Below are 14,585 nucleotides of genomic sequence, written 5' to 3' on the forward strand. Positions count from 1 at the left end.
ATTTGAGTTGGCATAGCCCGAATCTTGCTTTATTTTTGAGCATGAAATACTTATTATGGGTCCTGCTCTGCGCCGGCTTTACCGTAAGCGAAGCGGCGGCTCAGCAAGTAATTCCACCGCTGAAAAAAGACTTTCTCGACTCCGCCTGGCACGTACTGCCCTCGGCGGTCGGGGCTCACTACCGCCGCGAAACCGAATGGCGCGACAGCACGGCGGGCGAAGTGCGCGACTATTTTCTGAGTGGGCAATTGCAAAGCCGGGAGGAGTTTGATAATATTCGCATACGCCGCTACGATGGAGTAAGCGAGTATTTTGCGAAAGATGGCCAACTGCTTAGCCACAAGGAGTTCACGCACGGCGAGACTACGGGCGAACATCGCCACTACTACCCCGGTGGGCAGCTAAAGCGCCGCTAGCACTACGCCGCCGGTAAGCGCCTTGATGGCGAGTGCTTTGCCGCCAATGGAGCCACCATGCCCTACTTCGAGTACTACATTATGCCCGTGTACTCGGGAGGAGATGGCAGCCCGCGCGCTATTGCGGCGGCCGTTGGCCAGCGCTTCACGTACCCGGAAGATGCCCGCCGCATGGGCATTCAAGGCCAGGTCGTGCTTACGTTTTTTGTCAACACGCAGGGCCAAGTGGAAGATATAAAGGTTATTGAGGGCCTTTGGCCATCCGTTAATACGGAAGCCATGCTAGCAGTCAGCAAGCTGAAGCGCTTCAAACCAGCGCTCATTAATGGCGAGCCGGCTAGGTTCAGTTTTAAACTGCCGCTGCAACTGAAGCTCTGACTAGCGGGCTCGCATTGCGGCAGCTCACTCCGCCAGCCGGTGCAGCTCCTGATATAGCAGATTATTCTCCCAAAACAATTGCGTTACCATACCCACGTGCTTCTTGCCGGGCAGCACCGTGTACTTCGGCTCCTGGCCCAGCTGCTTCATGCGCTGCCGGAATTTCTCGCTGCTGATTTTAATGGAGGGGTAGGTATCGCCGCCGATATAGATGCTAAACGGCGGCGCACCGGCCCGCATGTGGTACAGGGCCGACGCCTGCCGCCACACCGCCGGGTCCTGGCTGAACGGCACCAGGTATTTTTCATCGCCGGCATATTGCATTTTGGTGAGGTAGTCGAGCATGTCGAGGCCGGCGGGGTCGTCGAGCAGCACGGCGTGGGCGGCGCGGGGGGGTAGGCCCACCCGCGCCAGCAGCGTATCGGAGCCGGTGGCCAGCAGGGCGGCCAGCCCACCGCCCGCCGAGTGGCCCATCAGCACAAGGCGGGCCGGGTCGCCGCCGTACTCGCCGATGTGAGCCACCGTCCAGGCCAGGGCGCGGGCGCAGTCGTAAGCCTGCGCGGGCACCAACACTTGGGGCGCGAGCCGGTAGCTAATTACCACGCCCACAAATCCTTGCCGGGCCAGGCGCCGCCCGATGGCTTTATACAAGATATCATCTTTGCTGCCGCTGTCCCAGCTGCCGCCGTGGATGAAGAGCACCACCGGCCGGGGGGTAGGGCTAGCTTTGGTGGGCTGATACACGTCGAGCAGCTGGCTTTTGGGGTCAAAATCGGGGGCCGAGGCGGACACGTAGGCGATGTTGGCCACGCGGTGGCTGGCGCGGGCCACGGCCCACTCGTTGGCCAGCAGCACGGTGGCGGCGGCCAGCAGCAGGCCCAGCGGCGGCAGCGCCAGCCAACGAAAAAAAGGCTTCATAAGGAGAGGGTAAGCAGGGGGGTAGGGAGCCCCCGACCTACGGCGGGGCGGCCAAAGTGGTTGGAGCAAAGCGGCACGGAAATAGAGACTGTCATGTTTTGTTCGTAAATTACATGTATTCGGCCTTCTCCAATGGCCCTTCCTTATGCAACACTACACTGCTTCCCCCATGTCCGTCGTCACTACTGCCCGCACGCGCACCCATGAGCTGCAGCTCTGGACGCCCTGCTTCCAGGCCGTAGCGGCCGGCACCAAGCCCTTCGACGTGCGCGAAAACGATGCTGATTTTCAGGTCGGCGACGCGCTTTTAATCCGGGAATTCGACCCCGATGACCGAACATACAGCGGCCAAACGCTGCTACGCTGGGTCAGCTACGTGATGCCCGGCGGCGCGTTTGGCGTCGAGGCGGGCTGGTGCGTGCTAGGCCTGGGCAACGTGGCTCCGCTGCCGCCCGGCATCACCGACACGCGCCTCTGGTAGGCCCGGCCCGGTTACGAGTTGGTTAGGAAATTATTACCCCGGCATTTCGCCGGGGCAGGGCTATTTTTGCCCATCCCCAACCGGGCCGCTTCTTCTTTCACTTGGCTCTTCATTTCCCTACCGCGTGTTTTTTTGGCTGACTCCCTGCGTTCGACGCGGCACGTTTCTCATTTTGCTGGCCGCCACCCTCGGCCTGCCCGCTCAGGCGCAGAAGAGCCGCAAAGCGGCCCCTACCCCCCCCGCGGCCAGCGGCCCGCCGCAGCTGCAGCCACTGTATGGCGGCGTGAGCCCGGCGCAGGCGCAGCAGCTGGTGGGCGCGGCGGTGCTGGCCGATGTGGACCGCAACTTCGCCTCCAGGCCCGAGGCCAGCAAGTTTTTCAGCCGTAAAGGCTTTGAGTATTTAAATGATAGTCAGCCCGATACGGCTGTAGTACGCTTCAACCTGGCCTGGGCGCTCGACCCTACTAACCCCGAGCCCTACCAGGGCCTGGCTGTGGTCATGAGCCGCCGCCCCAACGTCAGCCCCGCCGCCGTGGAGCAGCTGGTGTCGCAGGGCCTGGTCGTGGCCCCCACCAATCCGCTGCTCCTCGCTGACGCCGCGGCCGCCGCCGTGGGCCGCTACGAGCAAACCAAGAAGAAAAAGGAGCTGCAACAAGCCAGCAGCTACGTCGAGCGCGCCCTGCTGGCCGACAGTACCAACGCCAACGCCTGGCAAACCCAGGCCCGCGTGCGCTACTTCCAGGAAAATTATCCCGCCGCCTGGCAGGCCGTCCATAAAGGCCAGAGTCTTAACCTCGCCAGCCTAGATTTCGATTTCCTCGGGGAGTTGATGGCCAAGCTTCCCGACCCGGAAGGGAAGTTTCATTAGGAATTGAGGATTAGGGTTGAACGTCATGCTGAGCTTGTCGAAGCATCTCTACCGCTTCGTTGGGTTAGTAACCCTAGCGGCGTGGTAGAGATGCTTCGACAAGCTCAGCATGACGTTCTTTAGTAAGTCATAATCCCTAAAACAGCTCCGCCGCGACGCGCCTGATGGCATCGGCTTTGCCCATTGAGTAATAGTGCAGGCAGGGCACGCCGTGGGCTTGCAGCTCGCGGCTCTGGTGCAGGCACCACGCAATGCCGACCTCGCGGGCGGCGGCATTGTCGGGAGCCTTATGAATGGCCTCGGCCAGCGCCTCGGGGATATTAAGGAAGAAAGCGCGGGGTAGGGCGATGAGCTGCGCCTTGGTAGTCAGGGGCTTAAGGCCGGGGATGATGGGTACCGTGATGCCTGCCTCGCGGCAGTGCTTCTCAAATTTGAAAAACTCCTCGTTATCGAAAAACATCTGCGTCACGATGTAGTCGGCCCCGCGGTCAATTTTTTCCTTGAGAAAGCGGATGTCGGAGCCTAGATTGGGGGCCTCAAAATGCTTTTCGGGGTAGCCGGCCGTGCCGATGCAGAAATCGGTGCACAGCACGGGCTCGGAGCCAGCGGGCTGGTACTGCTCGTCGTGGTCGTGGTAGCGGCCGTGGTTAAGGGAATCCACCTGCCCGATGAGGTCGCAAGCGTAGCGGTGGCCGTCGGGGTGCGGCTGGAAGTGCCCTTCACTCTTGATGGGGTCGCCACGCAGCGCCAGCACATTATCAATACCCAAAAAGTGCAAGTCAATCAGCGCATTCTCGGTTTCTTCCTTGGCAAAGCCGCCGCAGATGAGGTGCGGCACGGTATCCACGTCGAAGCGGTTTTTGATGGCCGCGCAGATGCCCACCGTGCCCGGCCGCTTGCGCACGGCCTTGCGCTGCAAGAGCCCGCCCGGCCGCTCGCGCAGCACAAATTCCTCGCGGTGGTAGGTGACGTCAATAAACGGCGGCTTGAACTCCATCAACGGCTCGATATTCGCGAATAGCGAGTGGATATTCTCGCCCTTGCGGGGGGGTAGGACCTCGAAGGAAAACAGCGTTTTGCCGGCGGCGCGGGCCAAGTGGTCGGTTACTTTCATGGAGAGTAGCGTGGACTCTGCGAGGCCGCGCGTGGGCAGTTTGGAAGAGGGTTTTAGTAAGTAGCGCGAGCTCTGGAAGTCTGCGCGTGGGAGCAATCGAACGTTCCTACGCGCGGACTCGCAGAGTCCACGCTACATCAGGCCGGGTCGTAGTTCAAATTCGGCATCAGCCACCGCTCCAGCTCCGGCAGCGGCATGTGCTTGCGCTCGGCCATGTCGGCTACCTGGTCCGCGCCGATTTTGCCCAGGCCGAAGTAGCGCGCCGCCGGGTGGGCGTAGTACATGCCGCTCACGGCGGCGGTGGGGTACATGGCCAGGTTTTCGGTGAGGATGATACCCGTCTGGTTTTCCGCGTCCAGTAGGCGGAAAAGCGTGATTTTCTCGGTGTGGTCGGGGCAGCCGGGGTAGCCGGGCGCGGGCCGGATGCCGCGGTATTCCTCCTTAATCAACTCCTCGCCGCTCAGGTTTTCGTTCGGCGCGTAGCCCCAGAACTCCTCGCGCACGCGCTGGTGCAGGCGCTCGGCGAAGGCTTCGGCCAGGCGGTCGGCCAGCGCTTTTATCATGATGCTGGAATAGTCGTCGTGGTCGGCCTCGTATTTTTCGATGAGCTTTTCAATCCCTACCCCGGCCGTTACGGCGAAGCCGCCGAGGTAGTCGGCGCGGCCGGTTTCGCGGGGCGCGAGGTAGTCCGAAAAGGCCACGTTAGGCACGCCGGGGCCTTTTTCGCCCTGCTGGCGCAGCGTGAAAAGCTCGTCGCGCACCTGCTGGCGGGTGTCGTCTTCGTAGATTTCGATGGTGTCGTAGTCCTTCGTGTTGGCGGGCCAAAAGCCTAGCACGGCGCGGGCCGTGAGGGTTCTATCGGCAATGACTTCGGCCAACATCTGCTGCGCATCTTCGAAGAGGCGGCGGGCGGCTTCGCCCAGGTTCTCATCTTCCAGAATGCGGGGGTAGCGGCCCTTCAATTCCCAGGTGTGGAAGAAGGGCGTCCAATCAATATAGCGCGCCAGCTCTTCCAAAGGGTAATTATCTAACACCTGCGTACCCAAAAAGCTCGGCTTGGTGATGGGCGTAGTTTCCCAATCGGCGTGGAAGCCGTTGGCGCGGGCCGCCTTGATGCTGAGGTAGCTTTTGTCGCGCTGGCGGCTGGCGTGGTCGTCACGCATGGCCTGGTATTCCACCTTAATTGTCTGCGTGTAAGCGTCTTTACCCGAGCCCAGCAAGCTGGCCGCTACCCCCACCGAGCGCGAGGCATCGTTCACGTACACGGCTGAGCCCGAGTAGGAAGGCGCGATTTTCACGGCCGTATGCAGGCGTGAGGTCGTGGCTCCACCGATGAGCAGGGGGGTAGTGAGCTTGCGCTTTTCCATCTCGCGGGCCACGTACACCATCTCATCGAGCGAGGGCGTGATGAGGCCGCTCAGGCCAATAATATCCGCGCCCTGCTTCTGGGCTTCGTCCAAAATGCGTTCCAGCGGCACCATCACGCCGAGGTCCACAATTTCAAAATTATTGCAGGCCAGCACCACGCCCACGATGTTTTTACCGATGTCGTGCACGTCGCCTTTTACGGTGGCCAGCAGGATTTTACCGGCCGTGCGGCGGGCCGTGCCTTCCTTCTCCGCTTCCAGAAACGGCTGCAAGTACGCCACCGCCTTCTTCATTACCCGCGCCGACTTCACCACTTGGGGCAGGAACATTTTGCCGGCCCCAAACAGGTCGCCGACCACGTTCATGCCGCCCATCAGCGGGCCTTCAATCACGTCGAGCGGGCGGGGCAATTGCTGACGCACCTCCTCGGTATCCTGGTCGATAAACTCGGTGATGCCGCGCACCAGGGCGTGTTGCAGGCGCTCGGCCACGGGTAGCGAGCGCCAGGCGTCGGCTACTACCTCCACCTTGCCCTTCTGCTTCACCGTTTCGGCGAAGTCCACGAGGCGCTCGGTGGCATCGTCACGGCGGTTAAGCAGCACATCCTCACAGCGTTCGAGCAGTTCGGGCGGAATCTCGTCGTACACGGCGAGCTGGCCGGCGTTCACGATGCCCATGTCCAACCCCGCCCGGATGGCGTGGTAGAGGAAGGCCGCGTTCATGGCTTCGCGCACCACGTCGTTGCCCCGGTACGAGAAGCTCACGTTGCTCACGCCGCCGCTGGTGCGGCAGCCGGGCAGATTAGCCTTTATCCAGCGCACGGATTCGATAAAGTCCACCGCATAGTTGCGGTGCTCGTCCAGGCCGGTGCCCACGGTCAGGATGTTGGGGTCGAAGATGATATCCTCGGCCGGGAAGCCAACTTCTTCAGTAAGAATATTATACGAGCGCTGGCAGATTTCAATGCGCCGCTCGTAGCTGTCGGCCTGGCCGTTTTCATCAAAGGCCATGACCACGGCCGCCGCGCCGTACTGGCGCACCAGCCGGGCGTGGCGCTTGAAGGTCTCCTCCCCCTCTTTTAGGGAAATCGAATTGACGATGCTCTTGCCCTGCACGCACTTCAGGCCGGCCTCAATCACGCTCCACTTGCTGGAGTCAATCATGAGGGGTAGGCGGGCAATGTCGGGCTCCGAGGCGATGAGGTGCAAAAAGGTGGTCATGGCCGCCTCCGAGTCGAGCATGCCCTCGTCCATGTTGATGTCGAGCACCTGCGCGCCGCCTTCCACCTGGGCGCGGGCCACGGCCAGCGCCGCCTCGTAATCGCCCGAGCGCACGAGGCGGGCAAAGGCGCGGGAGCCCGTCACATTGCACCGCTCGCCGATGTTGACGAACAGGCTGGCCGGGGTGATATTAAACGGCTCTAAACCAGCCAGACTCAGGGAAGCGTGCGGATTAAGCGGCGCATCGCTGTCGATAATGCCATCAATTGCCAGCTCTTTCAGCTCGGCTTTTTTGTGCAATTGCAACGGGCGCGTCGGGTATTTTACGGCCAGCTTGCGCAGCTCGGCAATGTGCTGCGGGGTAGTGCCGCAGCAGCCGCCCACCACGTTCAGCAGGCCTTCTTTGAGATAATCCTCGACCAGCGCGGCGAACTCCTGGGCGCTCTCGTCGTAGCCGCCGAAGGCGTTGGGCAGGCCGGCGTTGGGGTAGGCCGACACGGGCACGTCGGCCAGGCGGGCCAGCTCGCGCACGTAGGTGCGGAGCTGGTCAGCCCCGAGAGCGCAGTTGAGGCCCACGCTCAGCAGCGGCAAGTGCTTGATGCTGTGCCAGAACGCCTCCACCGTTTGCCCGCTCAGGGTGCGGCCTGAGGCGTCGGTGATGGTGCCCGAAATCATGACGGGCACTTCCCTACCCCCCTCGTTGAAGAACTGCTGCACGGCGAAGAGCGCAGCCTTGGCATTGAGGGTGTCGAAGATGGTTTCGATGAGCAGCGCATCCACGCCGCCGTCCACGAGGCCGCGGGTTTGCTCCAGGTAGGCGGCGGCCAGCTCGTCGAAGGTCACGGCGCGGTAGCCGGGGCGGTTCACATCGGGCGAGAGCGAGGCGGTGCGGTTGGTGGGGCCGATGGCCCCGGCTACGAAGCGCGGCTGCGCGGGGTTTTGGGCCGTAAACTCGTCGGCTACCTCACGGGCTAGGCGCGCCGACTCATAGTTCAACTCGTACACCACGCTTTCCAGGGCGTAGTCGGCCTGCGCGATGGTGGTGCCGCTGAAGGTATTGGTTTCCACCATGTCGGCCCCGGCCGCGAAATACTCGGCGTGAATGGCCCGGATAATGTCGGGCCGCGTCAGGCTCAGCAGGTCATTGTTGCCGCGCAGCGGGCGCGGGTGGTCCCGAAACCGCTCGCCCCGGAAGTCCTCTTCTTCCAGGGGGTAGCGCTGAATCATGGTGCCCATTGCGCCGTCCAGAATCAGCAGTCGCTGGCGCAGCAGCGCGGGCAGCGGTGAGCAACAGGCAGGGTCGGCGAGAACGGGGGGGGTAGGGAGCGTGGCGGTGGCGGGCATATTCTTTCGGAAAAAAGCAGGGCGGGCGGCCCCTATCCAGAAAGAAAGCCACGCCAAGCGGCGCAGGTTCCGGCTGATATCTTCTTCAACCTCATTAAGTGGTTGAACAGGAGTTGGCACCGGCCTCGGGGGCGGTTGCCAAGACGTCATCGGGCCTGGTCCCTCGGTCTTTCTGGATAGCAGCAGGGGCGAAGATACGCGCCGGCCAGCAGTATAAGGTAAGCTTTAGCCTGCCGCCGCCCGCGCAAAGGCAGTAATCTTTGAAAATCAGCGCCCTAAACCTTTCTGCGCCGTGCCTACCCCCGGTGGTAAGCTAAAGCTTACCCTACCTTTTTTATCAAAAAAGCGCCTTCCCGGCCGGGAAGGCGCTTTTTAAGTTACTCAACAAATTGCTGCGCTTAGGGTAGCAGCACGCCGCGGTAGTCGTTGGCGTTCACGCCCGGAATGGTCGAGCCGTAGTAATTATTGATAACCCGCAGCCACTCGTTGGCAATCAGGGCGTAGCCGCGGGGCGTGGGGTGCACGCCGTCGAGGCCGAAGACGTTGCCCGTCACGAACGTGGCGTTGTTACTCACCGCGTTGCTCACGGCCCCACTGGCAATCACGCTGGCGAAGTAGGCGTTCATATCCACCACCGGCACGTTGAAGCGCCGGGCCGTTTTGGCGATGATGGCGTTGAGCTGCGTGGTGCGGGCCGTAAGGGCCGTTACTTCGTCGGGGTCGAGCACGTATTTGCTGGGCAGTGGGTTGGATTGCGTGGCCGAGTAGCCCACGCCCACCGGGAAGGGGTTACCGGGGGTCGTGCTGGGCTGGCCAATCGCACCCTGGGCGGTCAGCGTCAGCAAGTCAGTGGCGGTGGCGGCCCGCACGCCCTTGGCCGTCGTGATGTAGAGGCCGGCGGTGGCGGCGTTGGGCAGCGCGGCGTTACCCTTGATGCTGGCGTTGACGGCCGCCACTGTCACGGTGGTGAAGTACGGTACGCCCGTGACGCCGGGAATGTTGGCCACCGCCCCTTTCACGGTGCCGTTCTTAGTCATCGTGGTCAGAATAGCGCGGTAGCCGATACCGAAGCGCAGGGTATCGGTGAGGTCGCTGAAAGGGTCAGCCGGCGAGGCTACCCCCCCGTTGGTGGCGTAGGTCAGCACATCGTTATTACCCATCCAGCAGGTGAAGAACGTCGGCGTTTTCTGGCCGATATAGGTCACGTAGTCCTTGGTGGGCTTTTCGGCGGGCGTGAGCAGTCGCTCATAAAACTGGTTGAGCAGGCCGTAAGGGGCCAGCCCGCCGGTGAGCGGGGCATAGCTGCTGAGCACCGAAATGCCCGGCACACCCAGGTTATCGGGCTGCGCGCCGCTGTACGCCTCCAGCTGCGGCTGACCGCTGAGCAGCGCCTGGCCAGTGTAGGCCACCTGCTCGCCCAGAAACTGATTGGCCAGCGAGGGCACCACCGGTCCCAGCGCGCCGTTGGCGGCTAGCAGCTTAATGTAGCCCGAGCCATCGGCCTTGCCGGCCGAAAAAGCGGGCTGCACGAACGTGGCCGGGCCTTTGCCGGTTTTGCCGAACTGCTGGGCCAGCAGGGCGGGGTAGGACGTAGCCTGCGCCGAATTATACAAGCCGCCGTCGGTGTAGCCCGAGGTGAGCGAGTTGCCCACGGCCACGTAGCTGGTGAAGTCGAGCGTGCCCGGCGAGGCCGAAGGCGCATCAATATTGGTCTGGCAGCCCGCCAGGCCGAGGCCCAGGCCCAGCAGCGTCAGCGCCGGCCGGGTGGCCTTTTGAAGAGAAAATAAAGAAGTCATCGATTGGGTAGGAAAAAGGCGGGCTTAGAATTTCACGTACAGCTGCACGCCAGGCACGGCGATGGTCGTTTTGTAGGTGCCGGCCACGCGGTCGGTGGTACCGTTGCTGATGAGGTCGTCCTGGCTTTGGCTGCGCTGCATAAAGTCTTCAAACAGAAACGAGCCATCAATGCCAAACCGGTCGGTGATGGCGTAGGTGAAGCCCGCCGTGACGCCAATGCGGTCGGCATCGGGCGTTTCGGGGGTCACGAAGCCGTCGCGCACGCAGCTGAAATCGTAGAACGTGCCGGCTCGCAGCGCAAACTTATCCGTCACCTTATACTGGCCGCCCAGGTGGAAGGCCAGCGCGTCCTGGTACTGACGCTTGGAGGAAGAGGAAGCCGCGCCGCCCAGCACGCCACCCGAGTAGGTGAAGTTGAGCGACTGGTAGCGGCTCCAGCCCACGAGGTTGGCGTCGAAGGCGAGGAGCAGCTTTTCGGAAGGGCGCACCCCGATGCCGAAGCTGTATACGTCGGGCAGGGGTAGGGTCACATCAAAATTCTTGGCCGAGAAAGCCCCGGCCGCCGAGGCCGGCACGTTGGTGAGCGTCACGTCGCCGTTGGCCACGTGCGCGTCGAGGGCCGAGCGGTAGCTGACGCCCACGCTCAGCTTGTCGCTGGGCTTAAACAGGATGCCCAGGTTATAGCCCACCTTGTGGTCGGCCTTGCCCGTGAGCTGCGCGTGCAACGGCTGGGTATTGCTCTGGCCCTGCACGGGCACGTCGCGCTGCAAGTCTATGTCGCCGAGGGCCAGCACCACTACCCCTACCCCCACGCCCAGCTGCGGAGTGATGGCGTAAGCCGCCGTGCCCTGCACGAACACCGAGCGCAGATTAATGTCGGTGAGCGCGTAGCGGCCAGCCCAGCCCGACTGGTAGTGCAGCTCGCTGCCGAAGGGCGTATAAATGCCCGCGCCCAGCCGCCACTTGCCCTCCTTGGGCCCGAAGCCCACGAAGCCGCTGAAAGGCAGTACCACCTTATTTGCCAGTTGCTGCTGGCCCAGGTCGGCCCCGCCCGAGCGGAAGCTGATGCGTGGGATGGCAATGTTGCCGCCTACCTGCGCCCCGATGGGAGCAAAGGCAAACGCGCCAGGGTTGAAAAACTGCGAAGCCTGGTCGAGGTAAAGACCGGTGCCGGTATTGCCCATGCCAACGTTCTTAGCGCCGGTCAGGCCAACCTGAAAGCCGCTGGCTAGTGCGCCCGACGTAGCCGCCAGCAGCGCCCCGCCCGCGAGGAGTAAGGATTTGACTTGCATAGAATGCAAAATAGTAGGTGAGGAATTTAGGGGCTAAATGTACCGCTTTTTTTTAATAACTACTCGGCACGCCGACTATTTAGCCCGCTTACTACCCCAGCGCGAGCAGGAAGCAACGGCTGCCTGGACGGATACCGTTGGTAACTAATTCGTTTAGAAACATTGGCGTAACTTTAGCTTATGAGCTTAGCTGTTAATTTTGTCCTAAATAACAAGGGTTTTCTTCCTTTCCTTCACTCTCTTTTTTCCTTTTTCGCATGACGAAACGACTCCTCGCTTTCTCGGCAGGTTTGGCCTTGCGTGTTTTGGGCGCGCACGCCCAAGCTACGCTCGGTATCAGCCCCTACGTCGAGACTTTTGACAACCTGGCCAGCGGCCTGCCCGCCGGCTTCAGCGTGTACACGGCGGCCACGGCCACCAGCCTGGGCACGGCTCCCACGGCCGCGCAGCTGTTTCTGACGCCTAGCGCCACCACCGCCTGGAACAGCGTAACGGGCGGCTTCAAGAACTACGCCTCGGCCACTGGCCTCAATCAAAATGCCGATGTGGCCACCCAAACGGCGGCCCCCAACCGCGCCCTGGGCGTGCGCCAGACCGGCAGCTTCGGCGACGGCACCAACGTGGGGCCAGCCTTCGTCTTTCAGCTGGCCAACACGACCGGCAAGACGGATTTTGCGCTCAGCTTCAAGCTCCAATCGCTGGACAGCACAATTATGACGGCCACCGCCACCGGCCGCACCACCGTGTGGCGAGTAGACTACGGCCTCGGGGCCACGCCCACAGCCTTTACCCAGGTGGGCTCGACGGCCACGACCGGGCCGGTATTTTCCAACGCGACCCTGACGGCCAGCTTCGGCGGGGCGCTGGATAACCTGGCCGGGCCGGTCTGGATTCGCATTGTGGCCCCGGCCGGCACCACGGGCAGCGGCAGCCGACCCTCGTCGGCCATTGATGACTTTTCGCTAAGCTGGAACGCCAACGCTAATGCCCCTACCCTGACCGTAGCGCCCAGCGCGTTGGATTTTGGCAAGCAGACGATTAATCAGCCTTCGGCCGCTAAAACCTACACCCTAACTGGTACCAACCTGACCAATCCGGTGGTGGCGCGCAACACCCGCGGCGAGTTTACCGTGTCGAAGGATGGTACCGCGTTTAGTGACAGCGTACTCTACACGGTGGCCGAGCTGGCGCAGCCCCGGCAGGTGTTCGTACGCTTCACGGCCAACCGGCTGGGCCAGGCGAGCGGCGTTATTACCGGCGGCATTATCAACTACAGCGCGGGGGCCACTGCACGCACCGTAACCGTAACCGGCACCGGCAACGACCCGACCCAGACGGTATACGACTTCAACGCCTGCACCGGCGGCGCTACCCTTTCCGATGGCTGGATACAATATAGCGTAACCGGCCCGCAAACCTGGGCCTGCACCACGTTCGGCCGCGACCCCGGCAACCCCAGCGGCACCACCGCCTACCCCAACGCCGTGCAGATGAACGGCTACGCCAGCGGCAATATAGCCAACGAAGACTGGCTGATTTCGCCCGCCCTGACCCTAACCAGCACCACCTACCCCCTACTTTCGTACTGGACGCGCACGGCCTTCAACGGCCCGGCGCTGCGCCTGCGGGTTTCAACCAACTACTCCGGCACCGGCGACCCGAACGCCAGCGGCGTAACCTGGACCGACCTCAACGCCGAATTTCCGGCTCAAGGCTCCGACGTGTGGCAAACCAGCTTTGTGGACCTGAGCGGCTACAAAGCGGGCACCGTGTATGTGGCCTTCGTGTATAACTCGACTACCAATGCGGCGGCCCGCTGGACCGTGGACGACGTGGTGCTGACCAACTCGGCCACGCCCGCCCCGCCTACCCTGCGCCTGAGCCTGACGGACCTGAACTTCGGCTACCAGCCGGTGAACACGGCGGCTTATAAGATTATCTCGCTGACGACCGGCAACCTGACCGGCCCGCTGACTATCACCTCGCCCAACGCCGCGTTTCAGCTCGGCAAAGACAGCCTGACCTATAGCCCCTCACTGATGCTTAGCCAGATTGAAGCCAGCAACCAGCAGCTACTTCTTCGGGTGCGCTTCTTGCCTACCCAGGCCGAAACCAACTACGCCACCACGACGACCGCCACCACCGCCGGCGTGGGTCCGCAGGCACTGCGGCTAAGCGGCAACACCTACGATGTGGCAAAGACGCTGGAAGTAGCGAACTGGAACATGGAGTGGTTTGGCTCGACGGCCTCGGGCCAGGGGCCAACCGACGTGGCCTTGCAGCAGGCCAACGCCACGACCGTGCTCCAGGGCCTGGCGGCCGACGTGTACGTGCTGGAAGAAGTAGTGGACACGGTGCGTCTGCGCAACGTGGCGGCCGACCTCTCGACCCGGCTGGGCGTAACCTACGGCTACAAAATCGCGGATTTTGGGTCGTATGGTGATAATATCGGCGACGCGGACTACCCCGGCGACCAGAAAGTTACCTTTATCTACCGCCAGGATGTGGTGAAGCCAGTGCTGTTTCAGGGGCTGCTGCGCTGCACGCAGGCCGACGCCTGCCCGGCCTGGGGTGCCTGGGCTTCGGGCCGCTTTCCCTACCTGATGGCCGCCGACGTGACGCTCGACGGCGTGACCAAGCGCATCAACTTCGTGGGTATTCACGCCAAGGCCAACGCCACGACTACCTCGCCCGACGACTATGCCCGCCGCCAGACTGGGGCTGACCTGCTCAAAAACCTGCTCGACACGAGCTACGCGGGCACTAACACCCTGGTGCTGGGCGACTACAACGACGTGCTGAACGGTACCATCGCCACGGGCGTAACGCCGGCCGTGTCGTCGTACAATTCCTTCGTGGCCGACTCGGCAGATTACGTAGCCCTGACCCTACCGCTGGCTAAGTCCGGGGCGCAGTCTACGGTGAGCTTCAACACGGTAATTGACAACGTGATTGCCACCAAGCCAATGGCCGCCTACTACATCAGTGGCTCGGCCGCCGTGCGCACCGACCTGGCCGCCAGCATCGCTGACTACGGCACCACCACTTCCGACCACTACCCGGTGTTCACGCGCTACTCGTTCAGCGTTACCCCCCTGGCCGCCCGCAGCGCCGCCACCGCCGCGCTGGGCCTCTACCCCAACCCGGTAACCAACACCGTGCGCTTCGACATTCCCGAAACCGACACCGGCCTGAGCCTCAGCGTGTATACCACCACCGGCCAGGTGGTGCTCAACAGCACCGGCTCGGCCGAGCAGCTGAACCAACAGCTCGCGCAGCGGGTGGGCGGCCTCAACGCCGGCCTCTACGTGGTGCGCGTGGTGGGTAAGCAGCAAACCTACGTGAGCCGTTTTCAGAAGCTGTAAAAAGGCTTTATAAGTAACTTATGT

The 14,585-nt window shown here is 62.5% G+C and carries 10 protein-coding genes and 1 riboswitch; of the genes, 5 read left to right on the forward strand and 5 right to left on the reverse strand.

The features are described 5' to 3' along the window. Positions 1-41 precede the first annotated feature (41 nt). Both LC531_RS16030 and LC531_RS16035 read left to right on the forward strand, forming a co-directional pair. A complete protein-coding gene (locus LC531_RS16030) occupies positions 42-416 on the forward strand; it encodes a toxin-antitoxin system YwqK family antitoxin (RefSeq protein ID WP_223652021.1) in 375 nt (124 codons plus the stop codon). 57 nt (positions 417-473) lie between these two features. Then, positions 474-794 (forward strand): energy transducer TonB, encoded by a 321-nt coding sequence (locus LC531_RS16035; RefSeq protein WP_223652023.1) that lies wholly within the window; start codon positions 474-476, stop codon positions 792-794. 24 nt (positions 795-818) lie between these two features. On the opposite strand, the gene LC531_RS16040 is transcribed toward LC531_RS16035, so the two are convergent. Continuing rightward, positions 819-1,712: an alpha/beta hydrolase gene (locus tag LC531_RS16040; RefSeq protein WP_223652025.1), complete on the reverse strand. Its 894-nt coding sequence runs from the start codon at positions 1,710-1,712 to the stop codon at positions 819-821. A 169-nt stretch (positions 1,713-1,881) separates the two neighbouring features. Here LC531_RS16040 and LC531_RS16045 point away from each other — a divergent pair, with 169 nt between their 5' ends. Both LC531_RS16045 and LC531_RS16050 read left to right on the forward strand, forming a co-directional pair. After that, positions 1,882-2,193, forward strand: coding sequence for an ASCH/PUA domain-containing protein (locus tag LC531_RS16045; protein WP_223652026.1), 312 nt, complete (start codon positions 1,882-1,884; stop codon positions 2,191-2,193). Between the two features lie 124 nt (positions 2,194-2,317). Beyond that, on the forward strand, positions 2,318-3,061 hold the full coding sequence (locus tag LC531_RS16050) for a hypothetical protein (protein WP_223652028.1): 744 nt from the start codon (positions 2,318-2,320) through the stop codon (positions 3,059-3,061). A gap of 136 nt (positions 3,062-3,197) precedes the next feature. Here the strand turns inward: LC531_RS16050 and metF are convergent, their stop codons facing one another. The 4 genes from metF to LC531_RS16070 all read right to left on the reverse strand — a co-directional run bounded on the left by metF (position 3,198) and on the right by LC531_RS16070 (position 11,196). Next, positions 3,198-4,175, reverse strand: coding sequence for a methylenetetrahydrofolate reductase [NAD(P)H] (metF, locus tag LC531_RS16055; RefSeq protein ID WP_223652030.1), 978 nt, complete (start codon positions 4,173-4,175; stop codon positions 3,198-3,200). A 137-nt stretch (positions 4,176-4,312) separates the two neighbouring features. Further along, the gene (metH, locus tag LC531_RS16060; protein WP_223652032.1) at positions 4,313-8,107 is read right to left on the reverse strand and encodes a methionine synthase; all 3,795 of its coding nucleotides are present in this window, start codon (positions 8,105-8,107) and stop codon (positions 4,313-4,315) included. 73 nt (positions 8,108-8,180) lie between these two features. After that, positions 8,181-8,290: riboswitch (SAM riboswitch) on the reverse strand. 215 nt (positions 8,291-8,505) lie between these two features. Next, complete coding sequence (locus LC531_RS16065) at positions 8,506-9,903, reverse strand: SGNH/GDSL hydrolase family protein (RefSeq protein ID WP_223652034.1); 1,398 nt, start codon at positions 9,901-9,903, stop codon at positions 8,506-8,508. A 24-nt stretch (positions 9,904-9,927) separates the two neighbouring features. Further along, positions 9,928-11,196 carry an OmpP1/FadL family transporter gene (locus LC531_RS16070; protein WP_223652036.1) on the reverse strand — a complete coding sequence of 423 codons (1,269 nt, stop codon included), beginning with the start codon at positions 11,194-11,196 and terminating at the stop codon, positions 9,928-9,930. Positions 11,197-11,453: 257 nt separating this feature from the next. On the opposite strand from LC531_RS16070, the gene LC531_RS16075 reads away from it, so the two are divergent. Further along, positions 11,454-14,561: a T9SS-dependent choice-of-anchor J family protein gene (locus tag LC531_RS16075; protein ID WP_223652038.1), complete on the forward strand. Its 3,108-nt coding sequence runs from the start codon at positions 11,454-11,456 to the stop codon at positions 14,559-14,561. Positions 14,562-14,585 lie beyond the last annotated feature (24 nt).

The sequence above is a fragment of the Hymenobacter psoromatis genome, assembly GCF_020012125.1.
Classification (GTDB): domain Bacteria; phylum Bacteroidota; class Bacteroidia; order Cytophagales; family Hymenobacteraceae; genus Hymenobacter; species Hymenobacter psoromatis.

What these genes read in the sequence shown, in the direction of transcription:
- LC531_RS16065 (WP_223652034.1), bottom strand. Translation starts at nt 9,903, where the DNA reads ATGACTTCTTTATTTTCTCTTCAAAAGGCCACCCGGCCGGCGCTGACG.
- LC531_RS16045 (WP_223652026.1), top strand. Translation starts at nt 1,882, where the DNA reads ATGTCCGTCGTCACTACTGCCCGCACGCGCACCCATGAGCTGCAGCTC.
- LC531_RS16030 (WP_223652021.1), top strand. Translation starts at nt 42, where the DNA reads ATGAAATACTTATTATGGGTCCTGCTCTGCGCCGGCTTTACCGTAAGC.
- LC531_RS16035 (WP_223652023.1), top strand. Translation starts at nt 474, where the DNA reads ATGCCCTACTTCGAGTACTACATTATGCCCGTGTACTCGGGAGGAGAT.
- metF (WP_223652030.1), bottom strand. Translation starts at nt 4,175, where the DNA reads ATGAAAGTAACCGACCACTTGGCCCGCGCCGCCGGCAAAACGCTGTTT.
- LC531_RS16075 (WP_223652038.1), top strand. Translation starts at nt 11,454, where the DNA reads ATGACGAAACGACTCCTCGCTTTCTCGGCAGGTTTGGCCTTGCGTGTT.
- metH (WP_223652032.1), bottom strand. Translation starts at nt 8,107, where the DNA reads ATGCCCGCCACCGCCACGCTCCCTACCCCCCCCGTTCTCGCCGACCCT.
- LC531_RS16070 (WP_223652036.1), bottom strand. Translation starts at nt 11,196, where the DNA reads ATGCAAGTCAAATCCTTACTCCTCGCGGGCGGGGCGCTGCTGGCGGCT.
- LC531_RS16040 (WP_223652025.1), bottom strand. Translation starts at nt 1,712, where the DNA reads ATGAAGCCTTTTTTTCGTTGGCTGGCGCTGCCGCCGCTGGGCCTGCTG.